At 70.1% G+C, this 17,760-nt stretch carries 16 protein-coding genes; 11 read left to right on the plus strand and 5 right to left on the minus strand.

All coding sequences use genetic code 11. The features are described from left to right. Positions 1–123: 123 nt before the first annotated feature. From EAO73_RS33320 to EAO73_RS33360, 9 genes are all read left to right on the plus strand, one after another. On the plus strand, positions 124–927 hold the full coding sequence (locus tag EAO73_RS33320; protein ID WP_191134310.1) for a hypothetical protein: 804 nt from the start codon (positions 124–126) through the stop codon (positions 925–927). A gap of 158 nt (positions 928–1,085) precedes the next feature. Continuing rightward, positions 1,086–1,817 carry a YcnI family protein gene (locus tag EAO73_RS33325; RefSeq protein WP_147975185.1) on the plus strand — a complete coding sequence of 244 codons (732 nt, stop codon included), beginning with the start codon at positions 1,086–1,088 and terminating at the stop codon, positions 1,815–1,817. A gap of 68 nt (positions 1,818–1,885) precedes the next feature. Continuing rightward, entirely contained in the window at positions 1,886–2,539 is a 654-nt protein-coding gene (locus EAO73_RS33330) for an SCO family protein (protein WP_147975186.1), read from the plus strand. Next, positions 2,536–2,985 (plus strand): copper chaperone PCu(A)C, encoded by a 450-nt coding sequence (locus EAO73_RS33335; RefSeq protein WP_147975187.1) that lies wholly within the window; start codon positions 2,536–2,538, stop codon positions 2,983–2,985. Before EAO73_RS33330 ends, EAO73_RS33335 begins: the two co-directional genes overlap by 4 nt. A 13-nt stretch (positions 2,986–2,998) precedes the next feature. After that, positions 2,999–4,957 (plus strand): copper resistance CopC/CopD family protein, encoded by a 1,959-nt coding sequence (locus tag EAO73_RS33340; RefSeq protein ID WP_147975188.1) that lies wholly within the window; start codon positions 2,999–3,001, stop codon positions 4,955–4,957. Positions 4,958–4,965: 8 nt separating this feature from the next. Further along, positions 4,966–6,252 carry an iron uptake transporter deferrochelatase/peroxidase subunit gene (gene efeB / locus EAO73_RS33345; protein ID WP_147975189.1) on the plus strand — a complete coding sequence of 429 codons (1,287 nt, stop codon included), beginning with the start codon at positions 4,966–4,968 and terminating at the stop codon, positions 6,250–6,252. Between the two features lie 27 nt (positions 6,253–6,279). After that, positions 6,280–7,215: a prephenate dehydratase gene (pheA, locus tag EAO73_RS33350; protein WP_147975190.1), complete on the plus strand. Its 936-nt coding sequence runs from the start codon at positions 6,280–6,282 to the stop codon at positions 7,213–7,215. A 606-nt stretch (positions 7,216–7,821) separates the two neighbouring features. Next, positions 7,822–9,111, plus strand: a complete 1,290-nt coding sequence (gene serS / locus EAO73_RS33355) for a serine--tRNA ligase (RefSeq protein WP_147975191.1) — start codon at positions 7,822–7,824, stop codon at positions 9,109–9,111. Further along, positions 9,108–9,914 carry an HAD family hydrolase gene (locus tag EAO73_RS33360; protein WP_147975192.1) on the plus strand — a complete coding sequence of 269 codons (807 nt, stop codon included), beginning with the start codon at positions 9,108–9,110 and terminating at the stop codon, positions 9,912–9,914. The genes serS and EAO73_RS33360 overlap by 4 nt, the downstream gene beginning before the upstream one ends. Positions 9,915–9,995: 81 nt before the next feature. On the opposite strand, the gene EAO73_RS33365 is transcribed toward EAO73_RS33360, so the two are convergent. The 5 genes from EAO73_RS33365 to EAO73_RS33385 all read right to left on the minus strand — a co-directional run bounded on the left by EAO73_RS33365 (position 9,996) and on the right by EAO73_RS33385 (position 14,541). Then, complete coding sequence (locus tag EAO73_RS33365; RefSeq protein WP_147975193.1) at positions 9,996–10,688, minus strand: hypothetical protein; 693 nt, start codon at positions 10,686–10,688, stop codon at positions 9,996–9,998. A 290-nt stretch (positions 10,689–10,978) separates the two neighbouring features. After that, entirely contained in the window at positions 10,979–11,698 is a 720-nt protein-coding gene (locus EAO73_RS33370) for an ABC transporter permease (RefSeq protein ID WP_147975194.1), read from the minus strand. 23 nt (positions 11,699–11,721) lie between these two features. Then, positions 11,722–12,633: an ABC transporter ATP-binding protein gene (locus EAO73_RS33375; protein WP_147975195.1), complete on the minus strand. Its 912-nt coding sequence runs from the start codon at positions 12,631–12,633 to the stop codon at positions 11,722–11,724. Next, positions 12,630–13,538 carry an ABC transporter permease gene (locus tag EAO73_RS33380; RefSeq protein ID WP_147975196.1) on the minus strand — a complete coding sequence of 303 codons (909 nt, stop codon included), beginning with the start codon at positions 13,536–13,538 and terminating at the stop codon, positions 12,630–12,632. The genes EAO73_RS33375 and EAO73_RS33380 overlap by 4 nt, the downstream gene beginning before the upstream one ends. Continuing rightward, positions 13,528–14,541: an ABC transporter ATP-binding protein gene (locus EAO73_RS33385; protein ID WP_147975197.1), complete on the minus strand. Its 1,014-nt coding sequence runs from the start codon at positions 14,539–14,541 to the stop codon at positions 13,528–13,530. Before EAO73_RS33385 ends, EAO73_RS33380 begins: the two co-directional genes overlap by 11 nt. A 367-nt stretch (positions 14,542–14,908) precedes the next feature. Here EAO73_RS33385 and EAO73_RS33390 point away from each other — a divergent pair, with 367 nt between their 5' ends. Further along, entirely contained in the window at positions 14,909–16,681 is a 1,773-nt protein-coding gene (locus tag EAO73_RS33390) for an SDR family oxidoreductase (RefSeq protein WP_412075903.1), read from the plus strand. A gap of 47 nt (positions 16,682–16,728) precedes the next feature. Then, on the plus strand, positions 16,729–17,664 hold the full coding sequence (locus tag EAO73_RS33395; protein WP_412075905.1) for a MerR family transcriptional regulator: 936 nt from the start codon (positions 16,729–16,731) through the stop codon (positions 17,662–17,664). The last annotated feature ends 96 nt before the right edge of the window (positions 17,665–17,760 follow it).

A 17,760-nucleotide genomic window follows, 5' to 3' on the forward strand; every position in this document is an offset into this window, starting at 1 on the left:
CTTCCCACCCGGGCCCCTCCTGAACCCGCCCCAACAGCCCTGGTCACACCCAATCCGCACGGAAGACGACCTTCCGGACCTGCCGTACGGGGGCGGGGGGCCGGGTGCGATGATGGGCCCGCCATGTCTGTGTCTGTGGGACGCGCCGGAGCCGGTCTGCGGCTACTGAGGGCCGCGGTGTTCGCCGCGGTCTGCGTCGCGTTGTCCGCGGCCGGGCACGCGCTGGCCGCCTGCGCGACCGTCCCCTGGTGGACCTTGCTCGCCGCGTTCACCGGTGTCCTCGCGGTGGCCGTCCCCCTCGCGGGGCGCGAACGCTCCCTGCCCTCCATCGCCGCTGCCCTGGCCGGCGGACAGCTCGCCCTGCACACCGTGTTCGGGGTGGGCACGCATACGACGGCCTCCGGGGCCACGGGCGGCGAGGACGCGCTGATCCGGTTCGCGGCGAGCCTCGTCTGCGGCGCCGGACCCCATCAGCTGAACGCCACCGACGCGCGGCACATCGTCAGCACCGCGGGCATCGACCCCGCGGCGGTGACCGCCCAGGCGCACCAGCACCTGGTCGCTGCCCCGGCCGGCGGCATGGACGGCCTCTCCGGCACGCTGCCCAGCCTGCCCATGCTGCTCGGGCATCTGCTGGCCGCCCTGGCCACCGGCTGGCTGCTTCGACGCGGCGAGGTCGCCCTCTTCCGCCTCGCCCGGCTGTCGGCGCACGGTGCCCAGCAGGTCGCGGCCGGGGCGAGGCTCCGGGCGCTGCGGGACGCGTTCCGTCTCGTCTCCGCCCTGCGCGCGGGCCTGGGCGCCGAGCCCGCGGCCGGGCCGCGCACCCCTCGTACGGCCGTGGACGCACCGCGCCCGGTCACCGGGGATCCGTTGCAGCACATGGTGATCAGGCGCGGACCTCCCTCCGCACTCGCTCTCGCAGCCTGACGCGACGCCCTCCACGCGATGCGTACCGGTCCCCGCACCCTTCGGTGCGGACACGGGCCCGGCGCGCATTCCGCTCGTACGGAAGAGGCGTCGCGATGCCGGTGCGCACCCGTGCGCCGGAGCACCTTCCTTCGTGCCTCTGTGGAGTGATCCCTGTCATGAACGTTTCCCGCATCGCCCTCGCCGGCGGCGTCGCCGCGTCCACCGTGCTGCTGCTCGCCGGTACGGCCTCGGCCCACGTCAGCGTCCAGCCGCAGGGCGAGGCCGCCAAGGGCGGCTACGCCGTCATCAACTTCAAGGTCCCCAACGAGCGTGACAACGCCTCGACGACCAAGCTGGAGGTCAGCTTCCCGACCGACCACCCGCTGGCGTCCGTCATGCCGCAGCCGGTGCCCGGCTGGGACATCGAGGTGACGACGAGCAAGCTGGCCAAGCCGCTGGAGATGCACGGCAAGACGATCAACGAGGCCGTCTCCAAGGTCACCTGGACCGGAGGCAAGATCGAGCCAGGCCGCTTCCAGCAGTTCCCGCTCTCCGTCGGCCAGCTCCCCGAGGACGCCGACCAGCTGGTGTTCAAGGCCATCCAGACGTACTCCAACAAGGAGGTCGTCCGCTGGATCGAGGAGCCGAAGGAAGGCGCGGACGAGCCCGAGACCCCGGCTCCCGTGCTCAAGCTGACGGCACCTTCCGACGACGCGCACGGCGCCACCGCCGCGGCCGGCTCGGACGCCTCGAAGTCCTCCGGTTCCTCCCACGAGGACGAGAAGACCACCGCCGCTTCGTCGTCCTCCCAGGACGGCACCGCCCGGGTGCTCGGCATCGTCGGCATCGTCATCGGTGTCGCCGGCGTGGCCTTCGGTGTCCTGGCCGGGCGCCGTCGTACGACCTGACCGGCCCACGGGGGCCAGGGATCTCCTGGCCCCCATCTGCTCCACCGACCCATCAGGAAAAGTGCTCCATGGTTAAGAAGATCGTGCCGGCCGCGGCGCTCGTCGTCGCGGCCGCCCTCACCCTGTCCGCCTGCGGCGGCAGCGACAACGACAGCAAGAAGCCCATCGCCGATGTGTCGATGCAGACGAAGACGCAGGCCGCGACGGTGCTCGACCAGCCGTTCACCAAGCCGGACCTCGTCCTTACCGACACGCACGGCAAGAAGTACGACCTGCGCAAGGAGACCGAGGGCAGGCCGACGCTCATCTACTTCGGCTACACCAACTGCCCCGACGTCTGCCCGCTCATCATGAGCAACATCGCCGTCGCCAAGAAGTCCCTGCCCAAGGCCGACCAGGACAAGCTCCGGGTCGTCTTCGTCACCACCGACCCGGAACGCGACACCCCCGCCTCCCTCGGCAGCTGGCTCAAGGCGCAGGACCCCTCCTTCATCGGCCTCACCGGCGACTTCCCGGCCATCCAGGCCGGCGCCCGGCAGATCGGCATCGGCATCGACGCGCCGAAGAAGGAGAAGGACGGCACGGTCGTCTCCATGCACGGCTCGCAGGTCATCGCGTTCTCCCCGAGGACCGACAAGGGATACGTGCTGTACAGCGAGGACACAACGCCCGACGACTACACCAAGGACCTCCCCAAGATCGTCGAGGGGAAGAACCCGTGAACCACCGCACGGCCCTCGCCGGTGTCCTGGCCCTGACCACGGGCCTGGCGCTGGCGGGGTGTTCGTCCTCGTCGGACGTGCCCGAGCTGAAGGTCATCGGCGGGTTCATGCCGCAGCCCGTCAACGACATGGCGGCCGGCTTCCTCGTCGTGCAGAACAACGGCACCGGGGACGACCGCCTCACCTCGGTCACCAGCCCGCTGTCGGACGACGTCACGATCCACGAGACGAAGGACCAGGTCATGCGCGAGGTGACGTCCTTCGACGTGCCCGCGGGCGGCGAGCTGGACCTCGAACGCGGCGGCAGCCACATCATGTTCATGAAGCTCAAGCGGCAGCCCAAGCAGGGCCAGAAGGTGTCCGTGGAACTGCACTTCGAGAAGGCCGGCGCCGTCAAGGTCGACCTTCCCGTGAAGGAGACCACCCACAACCCGAAGAAGCAGTGAGGGACTGACAGACATGACAGCCACCGCCCCGCCCTTCGGGCCGTCCCCGTCCGCCCCGCGACGGCCGCTCACCGCGGCCGGACTCCTCACCGCGCTGCTCGGCGCCGTGTTCGGTCTGCTGCTGGCCGTCGCGAGCCCCGCGTCGGCCCATGCCGCACTCACCGGGAGCGATCCGCAGGACGGGGCGGTGGTCGCCACCGCGCCCAAGGAGGTCACCCTCACCTTCTCCGAGCAGGTCGCCCTCGGCAAGGACTCCATCCGTGTCCTCGACCCGTCGGGCAAGCGCGCCGACACCGAGGCCGCCCCGCGCGACCTGCACAGCGGCTCCACCGTGAAGTACGGCGTCGCCCTGCGCGGCAGCCTGCCCGACGGCACGTACACCGTGGCCTGGCAGGCCGTCTCCGCCGACAGTCATCCGGTCTCCGGTGCCTTCACCTTCTCCATCGGGGCGCCCTCCGAGACCACCGTCGCCCTCCCGGACAACGAGGCCGGGGGCGGCCTGGTCGGCACGCTCTACGACATCGCGCGCTACGCCGCGTACGCCGGGTTCATCGTGCTCGCGGGCGGCGCCGCGTTCGTCCTGGCCTGCTGGCAGCGCGGTGCGGGCGCGCGTCCGCTGCAGCGTCTGGTCGTACGTGGCTGGATGACGCTCACCGCGGCGACGCTTGCGATGCTGCTCCTGCGCAGCTCGTACACCGGTTCCGGGAAGCTCGGGGACGTCCTCGACCTCGACGGTCTGAAGGCGGTCCTCGACACCAAGCCCGGCGCCGCGCTGGTCTCACGGCTCCTGCTGCTCGGCGCGAGCGCGCTGTTCGTCGCGGTGCTGTTCGGCACGTACGCCAAGCGCGAGGACCCGCGCGAGAAGAAGGACCTCACCTTCGGCCTCGCCATCGGCGGCGCGGTCATCGCCGCCGGTATCGCCGGCACCTGGGCCCTGGCCGAGCACGCGTCGACCGGCATCCAGCCCGGCATCGCCATGCCCGTCGACGTGCTCCACCTGCTGGCCGTGGCCGCCTGGCTGGGCGGTCTGGTGGCCCTGCTGACCGCGCTGTACCGCACGCCCGACCTGACCTCGGCCGCCGTACGCCGGTTCTCCACGATCGCGTTCGTCAGTGTGCTGGTCCTCGTCGCGACCGGGGTCTACCAGTCGTGGCGGCAGGTCGGTACGTGGTCGGCGCTGACGGATACGGGTTACGGGCAGCTGCTGCTCGTCAAGGTGGGGCTCGTCGCCGTCCTGGTGGGCATCGCGTCCGTGTCGCGCCGGTGGACGGGGCGGCTCGCTGCGGGCAACGGCACGGACGAGGCGGAGGCCGATGCCCCGGGCACGGAGGAGGCCGAGGCGGTCGCGGCCGAGGCGGTCATCGCCGGCCGGACCGAGGCGGAGGCTTCCGAGGATCCCGCCCGCGCCGCCCAGCTCGCCCGGCAGCGGGCCGCCGTGGCCACCGCCGAGAAGAAGCGGATACGCGACGCCGACCCCGGACGTTCGGGACTGCGCCGCTCCGTGCTGGCCGAGGTCGGCGTCGCGGTGGCCCTCCTTGCGGTGACCACGATCCTCACGTCGACCGAGCCGGGCCGTACGCAGGAGGAGGCGGCACGCTCGTCGGCGGCGGCGGCCGGACCCGTGGAGAGCGGACCCGTCACACTCGCCCTGCCCTTCGACACGGGCGGCGAGAACGGCAAGGGCACGGTACGGATGGACATCGACCCGGGACACACCGGGGCCAACGTGATCCACCTGTGGATCGAGGACCCCGGCAAGAAGCCCATGGACGTCCCCGAGGTGAAGCTCTCCTTCACACTCAAGTCCAAGGACATCGGCCCACTGCCTGCCGTCCCGGTCCGGCTGACCGAGGGGCACTGGACCGCCACGGGACTCCAGCTCCCGATCGCGGGCGACTGGGAGGTCGCGGTGACGGTGCGGACTTCGGACATCGACCAGACGACGGTCGACAAGAACGTGAAGATCGGCTGAGCAGGACCGTGAGCGGAAACAGCGCAAGCAGCGACAACAGCAAGGACCGGGCCGTGTCCCGGCGGCGGCTGCTCGGCACCGCCGGGGCGGCCGGGGCGACGGGACTGGTGCTCGGGGCGGCCGGAGGCGCCACCGGCTATGCCATGACCCGCGACGAGGCACCGACCGCGCTGACCGCGGTCGGCTCCACCGAGGTGATGTTTCACGGGAAACATCAACCGGGGATCACCACTCCGCTTCAGGCCCGCGGCCATCTCATCGCCTTCGACCTCGCCCCCAGTGCCGGGCGCAAGCAGGCCGCCGCCCTGATGCGCCGCTGGTCCGCTGTGGCCCAGCGGCTGATGGCCGGTGAACCCACCGGCGGTGCGGCGGACGGCCCCGGACATGACACGGGTGTCGCGCTGGACGCCGGCCCGTCCTCGCTGACCGTCACCTTCGGCTTCGGCGCCACCTTCTTCGAACGGACGGGCCTCGTCGCGCACCGGCCGCCGGGGCTCGACCCCCTCCCTCCGTTCTCCTCCGACCATCTCGACGCCGGCCGGTCCAACGGTGACCTCTGGGTCCAGATCGGCGCCGACGACGCACTGGTCGCCTTCCACGCTCTGCGCGCCGTACAGAAGGAGGCCGCCTCGACGGCGACCGTGCGCTGGCAGATGAACGGCTTCAACCGCACCCCCGGCGCCACCGCGAAACCGATGACGGCCCGCAACCTGATGGGCCAGATCGACGGCACCGGCAACCCGAAGCCCACGGACGGCGACTTCGACAAGCGCGTGTTCGTCCCCGGTGGCCAGGACGCGGCGTACGACTGGCTCGCGGGCGGCTCCTACGCGGTGGTCCGGCGGATCAGGATGTTGCTCGACGACTGGGAGAAGCTTCCGGTCGAGCGGCAGGAACGGGTCATCGGCCGGCGCAAGGCGGACGGCGCCCCGCTCAGCGGCGGCACCGAGACGACCGCGATGGACCTCGACAAGGCGGGCCCGGACGGCAAGCTGCTGATCCCGGACAACGCGCATGCCCGGATCTCCTCCCCCGAGCGCAACAGCGGTGCGGCGATGCTGCGCCGGCCGTTCTCGTACCACGACGGCATCTCCTCGGACGGCACCCCGGACGCCGGGCTGCTGTTCATCTGCTGGCAGGCCGACCCGTTGCGCGGATTCGTCCCGGTGCAGCGGAAGCTCGACCGGGGGGACGCCCTCTCCCCCTTCCTGCGCCACGAGTCGAGCGGCCTGTTCGCGGTGCCGGGCGGTGCGTCGGACGGGGAGTACGTGGGCCAGCGGCTTCTGGAGTCCTGAGCCGTCACCGCGCATTAGGGTGACGGTATGTCCGCCACGCGCTACGCCTATCTCGGCCCCGAGGGCACCTTCACCGAGGTCGCCCTCCGTACGCTTCCGGAAGCCGCCACCCGCGAACTCGTTCCGATGGTCTCCGTGCCGGCAGCTCTGGACGCGGTACGCAGCGGTACGGCCGCCGCGGCGCTCGTACCGATCGAGAACTCCGTCGAGGGCGGCATCACCACCACGCTCGACCAGCTGACCAGCGGCGAACCGTTGATGATCTACCGCGAGGTGCTGCTCTCCATCACCTTCGCGCTGCTCGTGCGGCCGGGCACCAAGCTGTCCGACATCAAGACCGTCACCGCTCACCCCGCCGCTCAGCCGCAGGTACGCAACTGGATGGCCGACCATCTCCCGCAGGCGGTGTGGGAGTCGGCGGCGTCCAACGCCGACGGCGCGCGGCTCGTGCAGGAGGGCCGTTTCGACGCGGCCTTCGCGGGGGAGTTCGCGGCGGCCACGTACGGGCTCGAACCGCTGGTGACCGAGATCCACGACGCGGAGAACGCACAGACCCGCTTCGTGCTGGTGGGCCGGCCGGCCCGGCCCGCGGCACCGACCGGCGCGGACAAGACCTCCGTGGTCATCTGGCTGGGCGACGACCACCCCGGCGCTCTGCTCGAACTGCTCCAGGAGTTCGCGGTGCGCGGGGTGAACCTGATGCTGATCCAGTCGCGGCCGACCGGGGCGGGCATCGGCAACTACTGCTTCGCGGTGGACGCCGAAGGCCACATCTCCGACCGGCGGGTCGGCGAGGCGTTGATGGGGCTCAAGCGCATCTGCCCGAATGTGCGGTTCCTCGGCTCCTACCCGCGGGCCGGTGTGACGCCGGCGGATGTACGCCCCCTGCGCGCGGGCACGTCCGACGCCGCGTTCACCGAGGCTTCCGACTGGCTGGCCCGCAACCAGGACGGGCGAGCCTGACAACAGCCGGGTCCGGCCGCCGGGCACCCGGTGGGCCAGTGCCGGCACCTGCCCGCACGACCGGTGGGATCAGAGGATTGTCTTCACCGGAAAGTTATCCACAGGTGCGGGTCGACGCCTGGGGACAAGTCGACACCGCAATCCGACATGGTCGACAAATCAACGCAGCCCACTCGGACAGGTCCACAGGGCTTCACAGTGCCCGATGTCAGCCCAATTCCATTGATCAACTCTTTAGAGCTAGCAATTCCCACTCGAACGAGCGCGTGAAGCGGGTTTGAGCAGTGAATCCGCATGCATTGACCAACCCCCCGGAATGATCTCCTCCACGTCCACAGACTTCCCCCACAGCCTGTGGATAACTTTGACAGTGCACCCCATCCTGTGGACAAGAGGCACTCAACTACCCCGCCACGCAAGGTCGGTGCGTCAAGATTCGCCACCCCTTCTGCACCTTTTAGGGGAATAGGCCGCCGCTCCTTCGCGCACGCCCGAACCCCCGCCTCCCGCTCGACCCAGAATGCCGAATACCGGCAATTCGGGCAAAGCGCCACGCTTACCTCTATGCGTTCAAGCGGGGGAAGCCGACACCGGTAGCCTGGAGAGGTGATTGACCTTCGCCTGATTCGTGAGAACCCCGACCGTTTTCGCGCCTCCCAGCGCAACCGGGGAGAGGACGTCGCACTCGTCGACGCCCTGCTCTCCGCCGACGAACGGCGCAGGTCGTCCGGGGCCGCGTTCGACGTGCTCCGTTCCGAGCAGAAGTCGCTCGGCAAACTTGTCGCCCAGGCCTCTCCCGAGGAGCGCGCCGGGCTCCTGACCCGGGCCGAGCAGCTCAAGGCCGATATGAAGGCGGCGGACGCGGCCCAGCACGAGGCGGACGCGGAGACCAGCAACCTGCTGCTGCGGCTCGGCAACCTCGTCCACCCGGACGTGCCGGTCGGCGGCGAGGAGGACTTCGTCGTCCTGGAGACGCACGGCACGATCCGCGACTTCGGCGCCGAGGGATTCGAGCCCAAGGACCACCTGGAGCTCGGCGAGGCACTGGGCGCGATCGACATGGAGCGCGGCGCCAAGGTGTCCGGTTCGCGCTTCTACTACCTGACGGGCGTCGGCGCACTGCTGGAGCTCGCGCTCGTCAACGCGGCCATCGCCCAGGCCACGGAGGCCGGCTTCACCCCGATGCTGACCCCGACCCTGGTCCGCCCGCGCGCCATGGAGGGCACCGGATTCCTCGACCAGGCCGCCGAGGACGTCTACCACCTGGACAAGGACGACCAGTACCTGGTCGGCACCTCCGAGGTACCGCTCGCGGCGTACCACATGGACGAGATCATCGACGCGGACAAGCTGCCGCTGCGGTATGCCGGTTACTCGTCCTGCTACCGCCGTGAGGCGGGGACGTACGGCAAGGACACCCGCGGCATCTTCCGGGTCCACCAGTTCACCAAGGTCGAGATGTTCTCGTACGTCGACCCGGCGGACGCGGAGGCCGAGCACCTGCGCCTGCTGGACTGGGAGAAGCAGTGGCTCACCGGCCTCGAACTGCCCTTCCAGGTCATCGATGTCGCCAGCGGGGACCTGGGGGCCTCGGCCACCAGGAAGTACGACTGCGAGGCGTGGATCCCGACCCAGGGCAAGTACCGCGAGCTCACGTCGGCGTCCAACTGCGGTGAGTTCCAGGCGCGCAGGCTCTCGGTCCGGATGCGCGAGCACCGCGACGGCAAGAAGATCACGCAGCCCCTGGCCACGCTGAACGGCACGCTCTGCGCCGTCCCGCGCACCATCGTGGCGATCCTGGAGAACCACCAGCTGGCCGACGGTTCGGTACGGGTGCCCGAGGTGCTCCGCCCCTACCTGGGCGGGCGCGAGCTCCTGGAGCCGGTCGTCCGATGACCTTTCCCTACAAGCTCGTCGCCACCGATCTCGACGGCACCCTGCTGCGCGACGACGAGACCGTCTCCGCACGGACGCGCGAGGCGCTGGCCGCCACCGCCGCGGCCGGTGCCGCGCACATCGTCGTCACCGGCCGGGCCGCCCCGTGGACCCGGCACATCCTGGAGGACCTCGGTTACGAGGGCCTCGCCGTGTGCGCACAGGGCGCGCAGGTCTACCACGCGGGTGAGCGCAAGCTGCTGACGTCGCTCACCCTGGACCGGCAGCTCGCCGGGCTCGCCCTCTCCAAGGTCGAGGCCGAGGTCGGTCCGCTGGCGCTGGCCGCCAGCCGTGACGGGCTCGACGGCGAGGTGCTGGTCGGGCCCGGCTACCACGTGAAGGAGGGCCCGCGTCCGGCCGTCCCCGTCCGGGACCCGGCCGAGCTGTGGGCCGCCCCGCTGAACAAGGTGTACATACAGCACCCGGAGCTGGACGACGACGCCCTGGCCAAGGCCGCGCGGGCGGCGGTCGGGAATCTGGTGGACGTGGTCATGGCGGGCCCCGGGATCGTGGAGATCCTTCCGCTGGGACTGAGCAAGGCCACCGGCCTCTCGCTGGCGGCGCGCCGGCTCGGCGTGAAGGCGGCGGACACGATCGCCTTCGGCGACATGCCCAACGACATCCCCATGTTCGCCTGGGCCCGGCACGGTGTGGCGATGGCCAACGCGCACGACGACCTGAAGGCCGTCGCTCAGGAGACGACCACGTCCAACGACGAGGACGGCATCGCGGTGGTCCTGGAGCGGCTGCTCCGGGAGTCGTAGGCCGCCGCTCCTTCTGCGCGGCTCAGGGACCGGGGCGCCGCCTCGGTCCCTGAGCCTTTTTCTACGCCTGCCGGGGCCGGATCAGCGCTGGTTGCGCCGGTTCAGCTCCTTCAGATTGCGCGCGAGAGCGTCCATGCGCCCGTCGAGCCGGTCGATGTCCCCGGACACCCCGCTCAGCCGCACGCTCATGGCGCCGACGACCTGGTGGGTCGCCTCCAGCCTGCGGTCGAGGCTGTCCAGCCGGTGCGACATCCGGTTGAGGACCGGGCCCAGCTCCTGGAGGGCGGTGCCCACACCGGCCAGGTGGCTTTCGACCCGAGTGACGCGGTATTCGAGCGAGGCGTACCCGGCGCGCAGGTCCTGTTCGGCGTCGAGCAGATACGTACGCACGCACCGCGCGACGTCGCTGTCGCGAAGAAGCATGGCGACGTTGAGGACGGTCCGACGGGTGTAGAGGCGGAGCTGAGTGGCTGCCTGTGGATAACTTCCGGCACCCTCGCCACCCCATAGCGACAGCATGTCGCTATGGAAGTCACGCAGCTCAGAGCCTCGCAGCACGCGCATGCCGTTCTCCGCGAGCTCACTCTGATGCCGGTCGGTCAGCCTCCTGACCGCCCTTGTGGATACTTCGAAGTAACGAGCCACATCCTCGGTGCGAAGGTGAATCCCGTCCGGGAGCATGACAAGGCACTTCACCTTGTCCAGGGCGTCGACGCGCCCCATCTGTTCGACGCGCAGGGCGTGTGATTCGAGCAAGGCGACTTCCGTCGGCATGAGCTGTCTTCCGTTCGTGAAAGCTACGGGCGAATGGACAGCCCTCTCCCCGGGCTTCAGGGGCGGAGGACGCTCACGGTTGCCACTCACTCAAGGAACCGACCGGCGGGTGTTCCCTCGCCGCATCGGCCATCTGCTCATTGACGAACGCTACGACGCCACGGATTCCAGTTGCCTCCACGCACCGTGAACAACGCACCGATAACCGTACAGTTACGCGTAGGACTGTCCGAAGTGTGAAAAGCCCCCGACCGAAGGGCCGAGGGCTTTTCACATCGGAAGACAGGCGCTCACTCCTCGCCGGCGAGCTTCAGCGTGCGCAGCTTCTGCCCCGCGTACCAGGTCGCCGCCACGGTGACCACGGCCAGCAAGACCGTGGCGAGCGGCAGCCCCACGTCCGAGGTGATCGCACCGTTGCCGCCGGTCTTCTCGGCCAGCGCGAGCGACCACTGCTGCACGCTGAGCGTGCGCGCGCCCGGCACCAGGCTGCCGAACAGGGCCTCCCACACCAGCGCGTAGACGAGGCCCAGCACCACCGCGTGCCGGCTGACCGTGCCCAGCAGCAGGAACAGCGCGCTGTAGGCGATCGACGCGACCAGGGCGGCGATCGTGTACGCCACCGCGATCTGCTGGCCGTTGCCGTTGAGGATCAGTCCGGCGATCAGCGTCGGCACCGCCGAGAACACCATGGTCACCGCGATGGCGACGATCAGCTTGGTGAAGATGATCGTCGGCCGGCTCACCGGCTTGGCCAGCAGGTAGACGATCGATCCGTCGTCGATCTCCGGGCCGATGGCGCCCGTACCGGCGATCACGCCGATCAGCGGCACCATGGTGGCGATGGCGAATCCGCCCAGCACGTCCGAGGCCACCTGGTCGTCGGCCCCCGCGAACATCCGTACCGCCACCGCGATGACGATCAGCAGCGCGGGCAGGACGAAGAGGATGGCGGCCCGGCGCCGGCCGAGCAGCGCCCGGTAGGTGAGCCGGGCGACTGTGGGGTCGTACATGACGTCACAGCTCCTTGTCGGCCTCAGGCCGCTACGAGATAGGAAAAGACCGATTCGAGGGACTCGTCGGACGGTGAAACGGTCAGAAGACGAATGCCCTGCTCGCGTGCGACCTTGGGCAACAGTGTGGTGAAGCGGCCGAAATCGATCGCCTGGATACGCAGAGCGTTCTCGCTCAGGTCGACTTCGATCCCGGCCGTCGACGGGTCGGCGATGAGCGCCGCCGCCAGGGCCCGGTCGTCGCTGGACCGTACGAGATAGCGGTGCGGGCGGTCCGTCATCAGCCGGCGGATACGGCGGAAGTCGCCCGACGCCGCGTGCCGTCCCGCGACGATCACCTCGATGTGCGAGGCGAGTTGCTCGACCTCTTCGAGGATGTGCGAGGAGAAGAGGACCGTCCGGCCCTCCGCGCCCATCCGGCGCAGCAGGTCCATCAGCTGCATCCGCTGGCGCGGGTCCATCCCGTTGAACGGCTCGTCGAGCAGCAGCACGGACGGGTTGTGGACCAGCGCGGACGCCATCTTCACCCGCTGGCGCATGCCCTTGCTGTACGTCGAGATCTTGCGGTCCTGCGCGTACTCCATCTCGACCGTGGCGAGTGCGGAAGCCGCCTCGGCGTCGCCCAGTCCGTGCAGTTCGGCATTGGCCACCACGAATTCGCGGCCGGTCAGGAAGTCGTACATACCCTCCCGCTCCGGCACGATGCCGATCTCCCGGTACACCGCCTCGTTGCGCCAGATCGGCTTCCCGTCGAGCGTGACCGTACCCGTCGAGGGGGCGAGGAATCCGGCCATCATGTTGATCAGCGTCGACTTTCCGGCGCCGTTGGGGCCGAGCAGACCGGTGACCCCGGGACCCACGGTCATGCTCACGTCGTTGACGGCGACCACATTGCCGAACCAGCGGGAGGTGTGGTCGATCTCGATGGTGGTCACAGCCCGACCCTCCGGTAGCGGCGCATCAGCACGGCGTACGAGCCGGCGATCAGCGCGAGAACAACGAGCAGGTAGACGACGCCGATACCGGCGCCGGGCCCGTTCCCGCCGGGGAAGGCCGAGGTCGCCCCGAGGAACGCGGTCTGCACCCCGTCGATCAGCGTGATCGGGGAGAACAGCCCGAGGTACGGCACCGCTCCCTCCGAACCGGTCGACCAGGCGATGCCCTGGACGGTGGTGACCGCGCCGTAGGTGATGGTCAGCAGTGCGATGACCGCTGCGACGCCGAAGCCGCGGCGGGGCGTCAGCGCGGCCATCACGAGGCCGAGGCCGGCGAAGAGCACGGACAGCAGCAGCACGGAAACCATCCCCTGGGCGAACCACTTGGTCTGGTCCGCGAAGTCGAACTTCCCCAGCAGCGCGCCGATGTAGAGGATCACCACCGGCGCACCGGTGAGCACGAAGACGGCGGAGGCCATGGCGGCGAACTTCGCGAGGACGTAATCGCCGTGCTCGATCGGCCGTGAGAAGTACAGCGGCACGGTCTTGAACCGCAGGTCCCTGGAGACCGCTTGCGGCGCCTGCGCGGCGATGAACAGGCCGATGACGGCCTGCAGGTAGATCGCGAAGGACGTGTACTTGATCGGGAGTTTCGTCGTCCCCGGGGCGGCAATGGCGACGGCCACGATGATCGCCGCCACCAGGCACATCACGCCGAACAGCAGCATGGGCAGCACCTTTGACTTGGCCGAGCGGCCGAGTCCGAAGGAGCCGCGCAGGGTCTGCGAGTACAGCGAGCGGCGGGCGTAGGCGCGCCCGAGCCTCGGGCCGTCGTAGGCACGGTAGCCGATGTTGTGGATCCGGGAGGTCTCGCTCCCGGTCGCGGCGCCGGTCTCAGTGCTCATCGCGTCCGCTCCCCTTCTGCAGTACGGCTCCGGTCTGCTGTGCGGCCGCGGCCTGCTGCACGATCCCGTCCGGTACGGGCGCGGGCCGCGCCGGCGCCGCCTCGTCGCTGCGGAACACCTCGGCGATGTGGTGGCGGCGCTGTTCCATCCGTACGAGGCCGAGTCCGAGGGCCGCGACGCTGTCGCGTACGAGGTCGTACGTCTCCTCGCCGGTCGCCTCGATCAGCAGGATGTGGCCGGCGCCGGGCAGGCCCTGGGTGTCCAGCCCGTCGAGCCCGACGAGTTTGACGCCCGCGTCGGTGAGGGAACGGCGCAGGGCACCCGTCCCGTCGGGGTGGGTGTCGCTGTCGGTGACCTCGACCGCGAGGGTCGTGGTGGTCTGGGTGAAGTCACTGGTGGAGCTGGAGCGCAGCAGCGTTCCGCCGTCGATGACGACGACGTGGTCGCAGGTGCGTTCCAGCTCGCCGAGCAGGTGCGAGGTGACCAGGACCGAGATGCCGAAGTCGGTGTGGATCCGGCGGATCAGCCCGAGCATCTCGTCGCGTCCGACCGGGTCGAGCCCGTTGGTCGGCTCGTCGAGCAGGACCAGCTGGGGGTCGTGGACCAGCGCCTGCGCCAGCTTCACCCGCTGCTTCATGCCCGTCGAGTAGCCGCCGATGGGGCGGTAGCGCTCCTCGTACAGGCCGACGTGGCGCAGGGTGTCGGCGGTGCGTTCGCGGGCGGCGGTCGGCGGCAGTCCGGACATCCGCGCCATGTGCACGACGAACTCGGTGGCCGAGACGTCGGGCGGCAAGCAGTCGTGCTCCGGCATGTAGCCGACCCGCTCGCGGATGGCGGCGCCGCTGGTCGCGACGTCGAGCCCGAGCACAGCGGCCCGGCCCTCCGTCGCGGGCGACAGCCCCAGCAGGATCTTGATCAACGTGGACTTGCCGGCCCCGTTGGCACCCACCAGCCCGGTCACACCCGGGCCGATGTCCAAGGAGAGCCGGTCAAGCGCGGTCACCCGGGGGAACCGTTTGCTCAGGCCTTCGGCAGCAATGACATTCACAGGTTCGACGGTAGTGGCGCGGACCACAGCGGTCGTCAGACCAGACGGCTGGATCGGCGTCAGACTCGAGTTGTAGGGGACCCGTAAGGGGACCTCAGTGAGGACTACGCGCGGGACCGGCCGAAAGCCGCCGCGGCCTGCACGGAGAGTTGTCCACAGGCCATGCACACCCCTTGACGCAGCCGCCGGTCATTGTCACATTCATCAGTGTCACGTTACGAGCACGTACCGCACACGGCAGGGGACGGACGGTCGCATGGCGTCACGAGGAAAGAAGCAACGGCCTTCGGAGACCGGGGAGTCCGGAGGGAGCGGCGTGCGTCTGCGTGACCTTCCGGGGGCGCGCGAGCGCCGGGTGGCCACGGGCGGCATCGAGCTGTGCGTGGTCGAGCTGGGTGACGTGGGGCGGCCGACGATCGTGCTCGTGCACGGCTATCCGGACAGCAAGGAGGTCTGGACCCAGGTCGCCGTCCGGCTCGCCGAGGAGTGGCATGTCGTGCTGTACGACGTGCGCGGGCACGGCGCTTCGACGGCGCCCAAGCCCCTGCGCGGCGGCTTCACGCTGGAGAAGCTGACCGACGACTTCCTGGCCGTGGCCGACGCGGTGAGCCCGGACCGCCCGGTGCATGTCGTCGGGCACGACTGGGGTTCGGTCCAGTCCTGGGAGTTCGCGACGGTCAGCCGTACGGAGGGCCGCATCGCGTCGTTCACCTCGATGTCCGGCCCGTCCCTGGACCACTTCGGCCACTGGATCAAGCGGCGGATGAACCGCCCCACCCCGCGCCGGGTCGGCCAGCTCCTCGGCCAGGGCGCCAAGTCCTGGTACGTGTACATGCTGCACACCCCGGTCCTGCCGGAGCTGGCCTGGCGCGGGCCGCTCGGCAAGCGGTGGCCGGCCATCCTGGAACGGCTGGAGAAGGTCCCCCCGGGCGACTACCCGACATCCTCGCTGCCCAACGACGCGGCGCACGGGGCCTGGCTCTACCGGGACAACGTGCGCCCCCGGCTGCGCAGGCCGCGCAACGACGCCTACGCGCACGTGCCGGTGCAGCTGATCACGCCGACCGGGGATGTGTTCCTCTCGGAGCGGCTCTACGACGAACTCGAATCATGGGTGCCCCAGTTGACGCGTCGGGCGCTTCCGGCCAAGCACTGGGTGCCACGTACCCGGCCGGACCAGCTTGCCTCCTGGATCGGGGAGTTCGCGGCCGCGACCGAGTCGGCCGGGCAGACCGGCACACCGGTGGAGGTCAGCCCTCAGGGGCTCCACGCGGAGCGGTTCGCCGGTCAGCTCGTGCTGGTGACCGGGGCGGCGGGCGGCATAGGCCGGGCCACGGCTCTGGCCTTCGCGGAGGCGGGCGCCCGGGTGGTGGCCGTCGACCGGGACGCCGAGGGGGCCGAGCGGACCGCCGAGTCGGCCCGGCTGGCCGGAGCACCGGCGGCATGGGGCGAGGCGGTGGACGTGAGCGACGAGCAGGCCATGGAGAAGCTCGCCGCCCGTGTGGCCGATGAGTACGGCATCGTGGATGTGCTGGTCAACAACGCGGGCATCGGGCTGTCCGGTCCGTTCCTGGAGACCACCTCCGAGGACTGGAAGAACGTCCTCGACGTGAACCTGTGGGGGGTCATCCACGGCTGCCGGCTCTTCGGCCGGCAGATGGCGGAGCGCGGGCAGGGCGGCCACATCGTCAACATCGCTTCGGCTGCTGCCTTTCAGCCTTCCCGCGCGCTGCCCGCGTACAGCACGTCGAAGGCCGCCGTGCTGATGCTCAGCGAGTGCCTGCGCGCCGAGCTCGCGGAGAAGTCGATCGGGGTCAGCGCGATCTGCCCCGGGTTCGTCAACACCGGCATCACGTCCACCGCACGGTTCGTGGGGACGGACGACGCGGAGGAGCAGAGGCTGCGCAAGCGGGCCGGCAAGCTCTACGGCGTGCGGAACTACCCGCCGGAGAAGGTCGCGGCCGCGATTCTCCGGGCGGTCGTCCGCAACCAGGCCGTCGTACCGGTGACGCCCGAGTCCCATGCCGTGCGCTTCCTGTCCCGCGTCGGTCCCGGCGTGCTGCGGGGCGTCGCCCGGCTGAAGCCGCCGCTGTGAGCCGGGCCGGTGGCGGCGGCAGCGGATCCGCCGCGGACGGCGCCGTGGTGTCGTCCGGCGGGCGGAGTGGAGCCGAGTACCGGATCGACGGCCTGGCGCACGCCAGCGGTGCCACGGTCCGTACGATCCGCGCCTACCAGGACCGTGGCCTGCTGCCGGCCCCCGAACGGCGTGGGCGGGCCAATGTGTACGGGGTCACCCATCTCGCCCGGCTCCGGCAGATCGCGGATCTGCTGGACCGGGGCTACACCCTGGCCAGCATCAAGGAGTTGCTCGACGCGTGGGACGCGGGGCGCGGCCTCGGCGGGGTGCTGGGGCTCGTCGCCGAGGTGCACGGCCCCTGGACCGACGAGCGGGCCGACCGCGTCAGCCGCGCTCAACTCATGGCACAGTTCGGGGGCATCGCCGATGACCGCGCCGTGGCCGAAGCCGTGGAGCTGGGCGTCCTCGAACCCGTTCCCGGCCACGAGGACGAGTTCATCGTCCCGAGCCCCCAGGAACTTGCCGTGGCAGTGGAGTTGTTCGCCGCGGGCGTGCCGCTGTCCGCTATCGCCGCTCAGCTCAGGGAAGTTCGTGGCCAGGTCGAACAGATAGCCTGCCGGTTCCTGGAGTTCACCACCGAGCATGTCTTCGCCCGGTGGCTCGGCCATCGGCCCCCTACTGATGCGGATGCCGCCGACGCGGCATCGATGGTGCGACGGCTGCGCCCACTCGCTCAGCAGACCGTCGATGCGGAACTGGCCCGCGCCATGCGGCTGTTCGCGACGCGTCACCTGGAGGAGCACCTCACCGCGGAGGGGCCCTACACCCCTGGCTCCGCCGGACCGCGTGAGATGTCCGTCGCATTGCCGGTCGCCACAATCGAGGCGGTGGAGAGCTTGGTTGGCCGGGATCAGGTGGGGGACTTCGTCGCGGCGGCCGCACAACGTGAGGTGAACAAGAGGACGTTGGATGCGCTGGCTTCATCGACGGGCAGGGAGTGACAAGTTGGGCAAAACACCCATTTCGTAAGCCACTTGTCCACAGAATCGCCAACCAGCCTGTGGATAAGTCAAGTTGGCTGTGGATCAAACCTCTGC

The organism is Streptomyces sp. col6 (assembly GCF_008042035.1).
GTDB lineage: Bacteria > Actinomycetota > Actinomycetes > Streptomycetales > Streptomycetaceae > Streptomyces.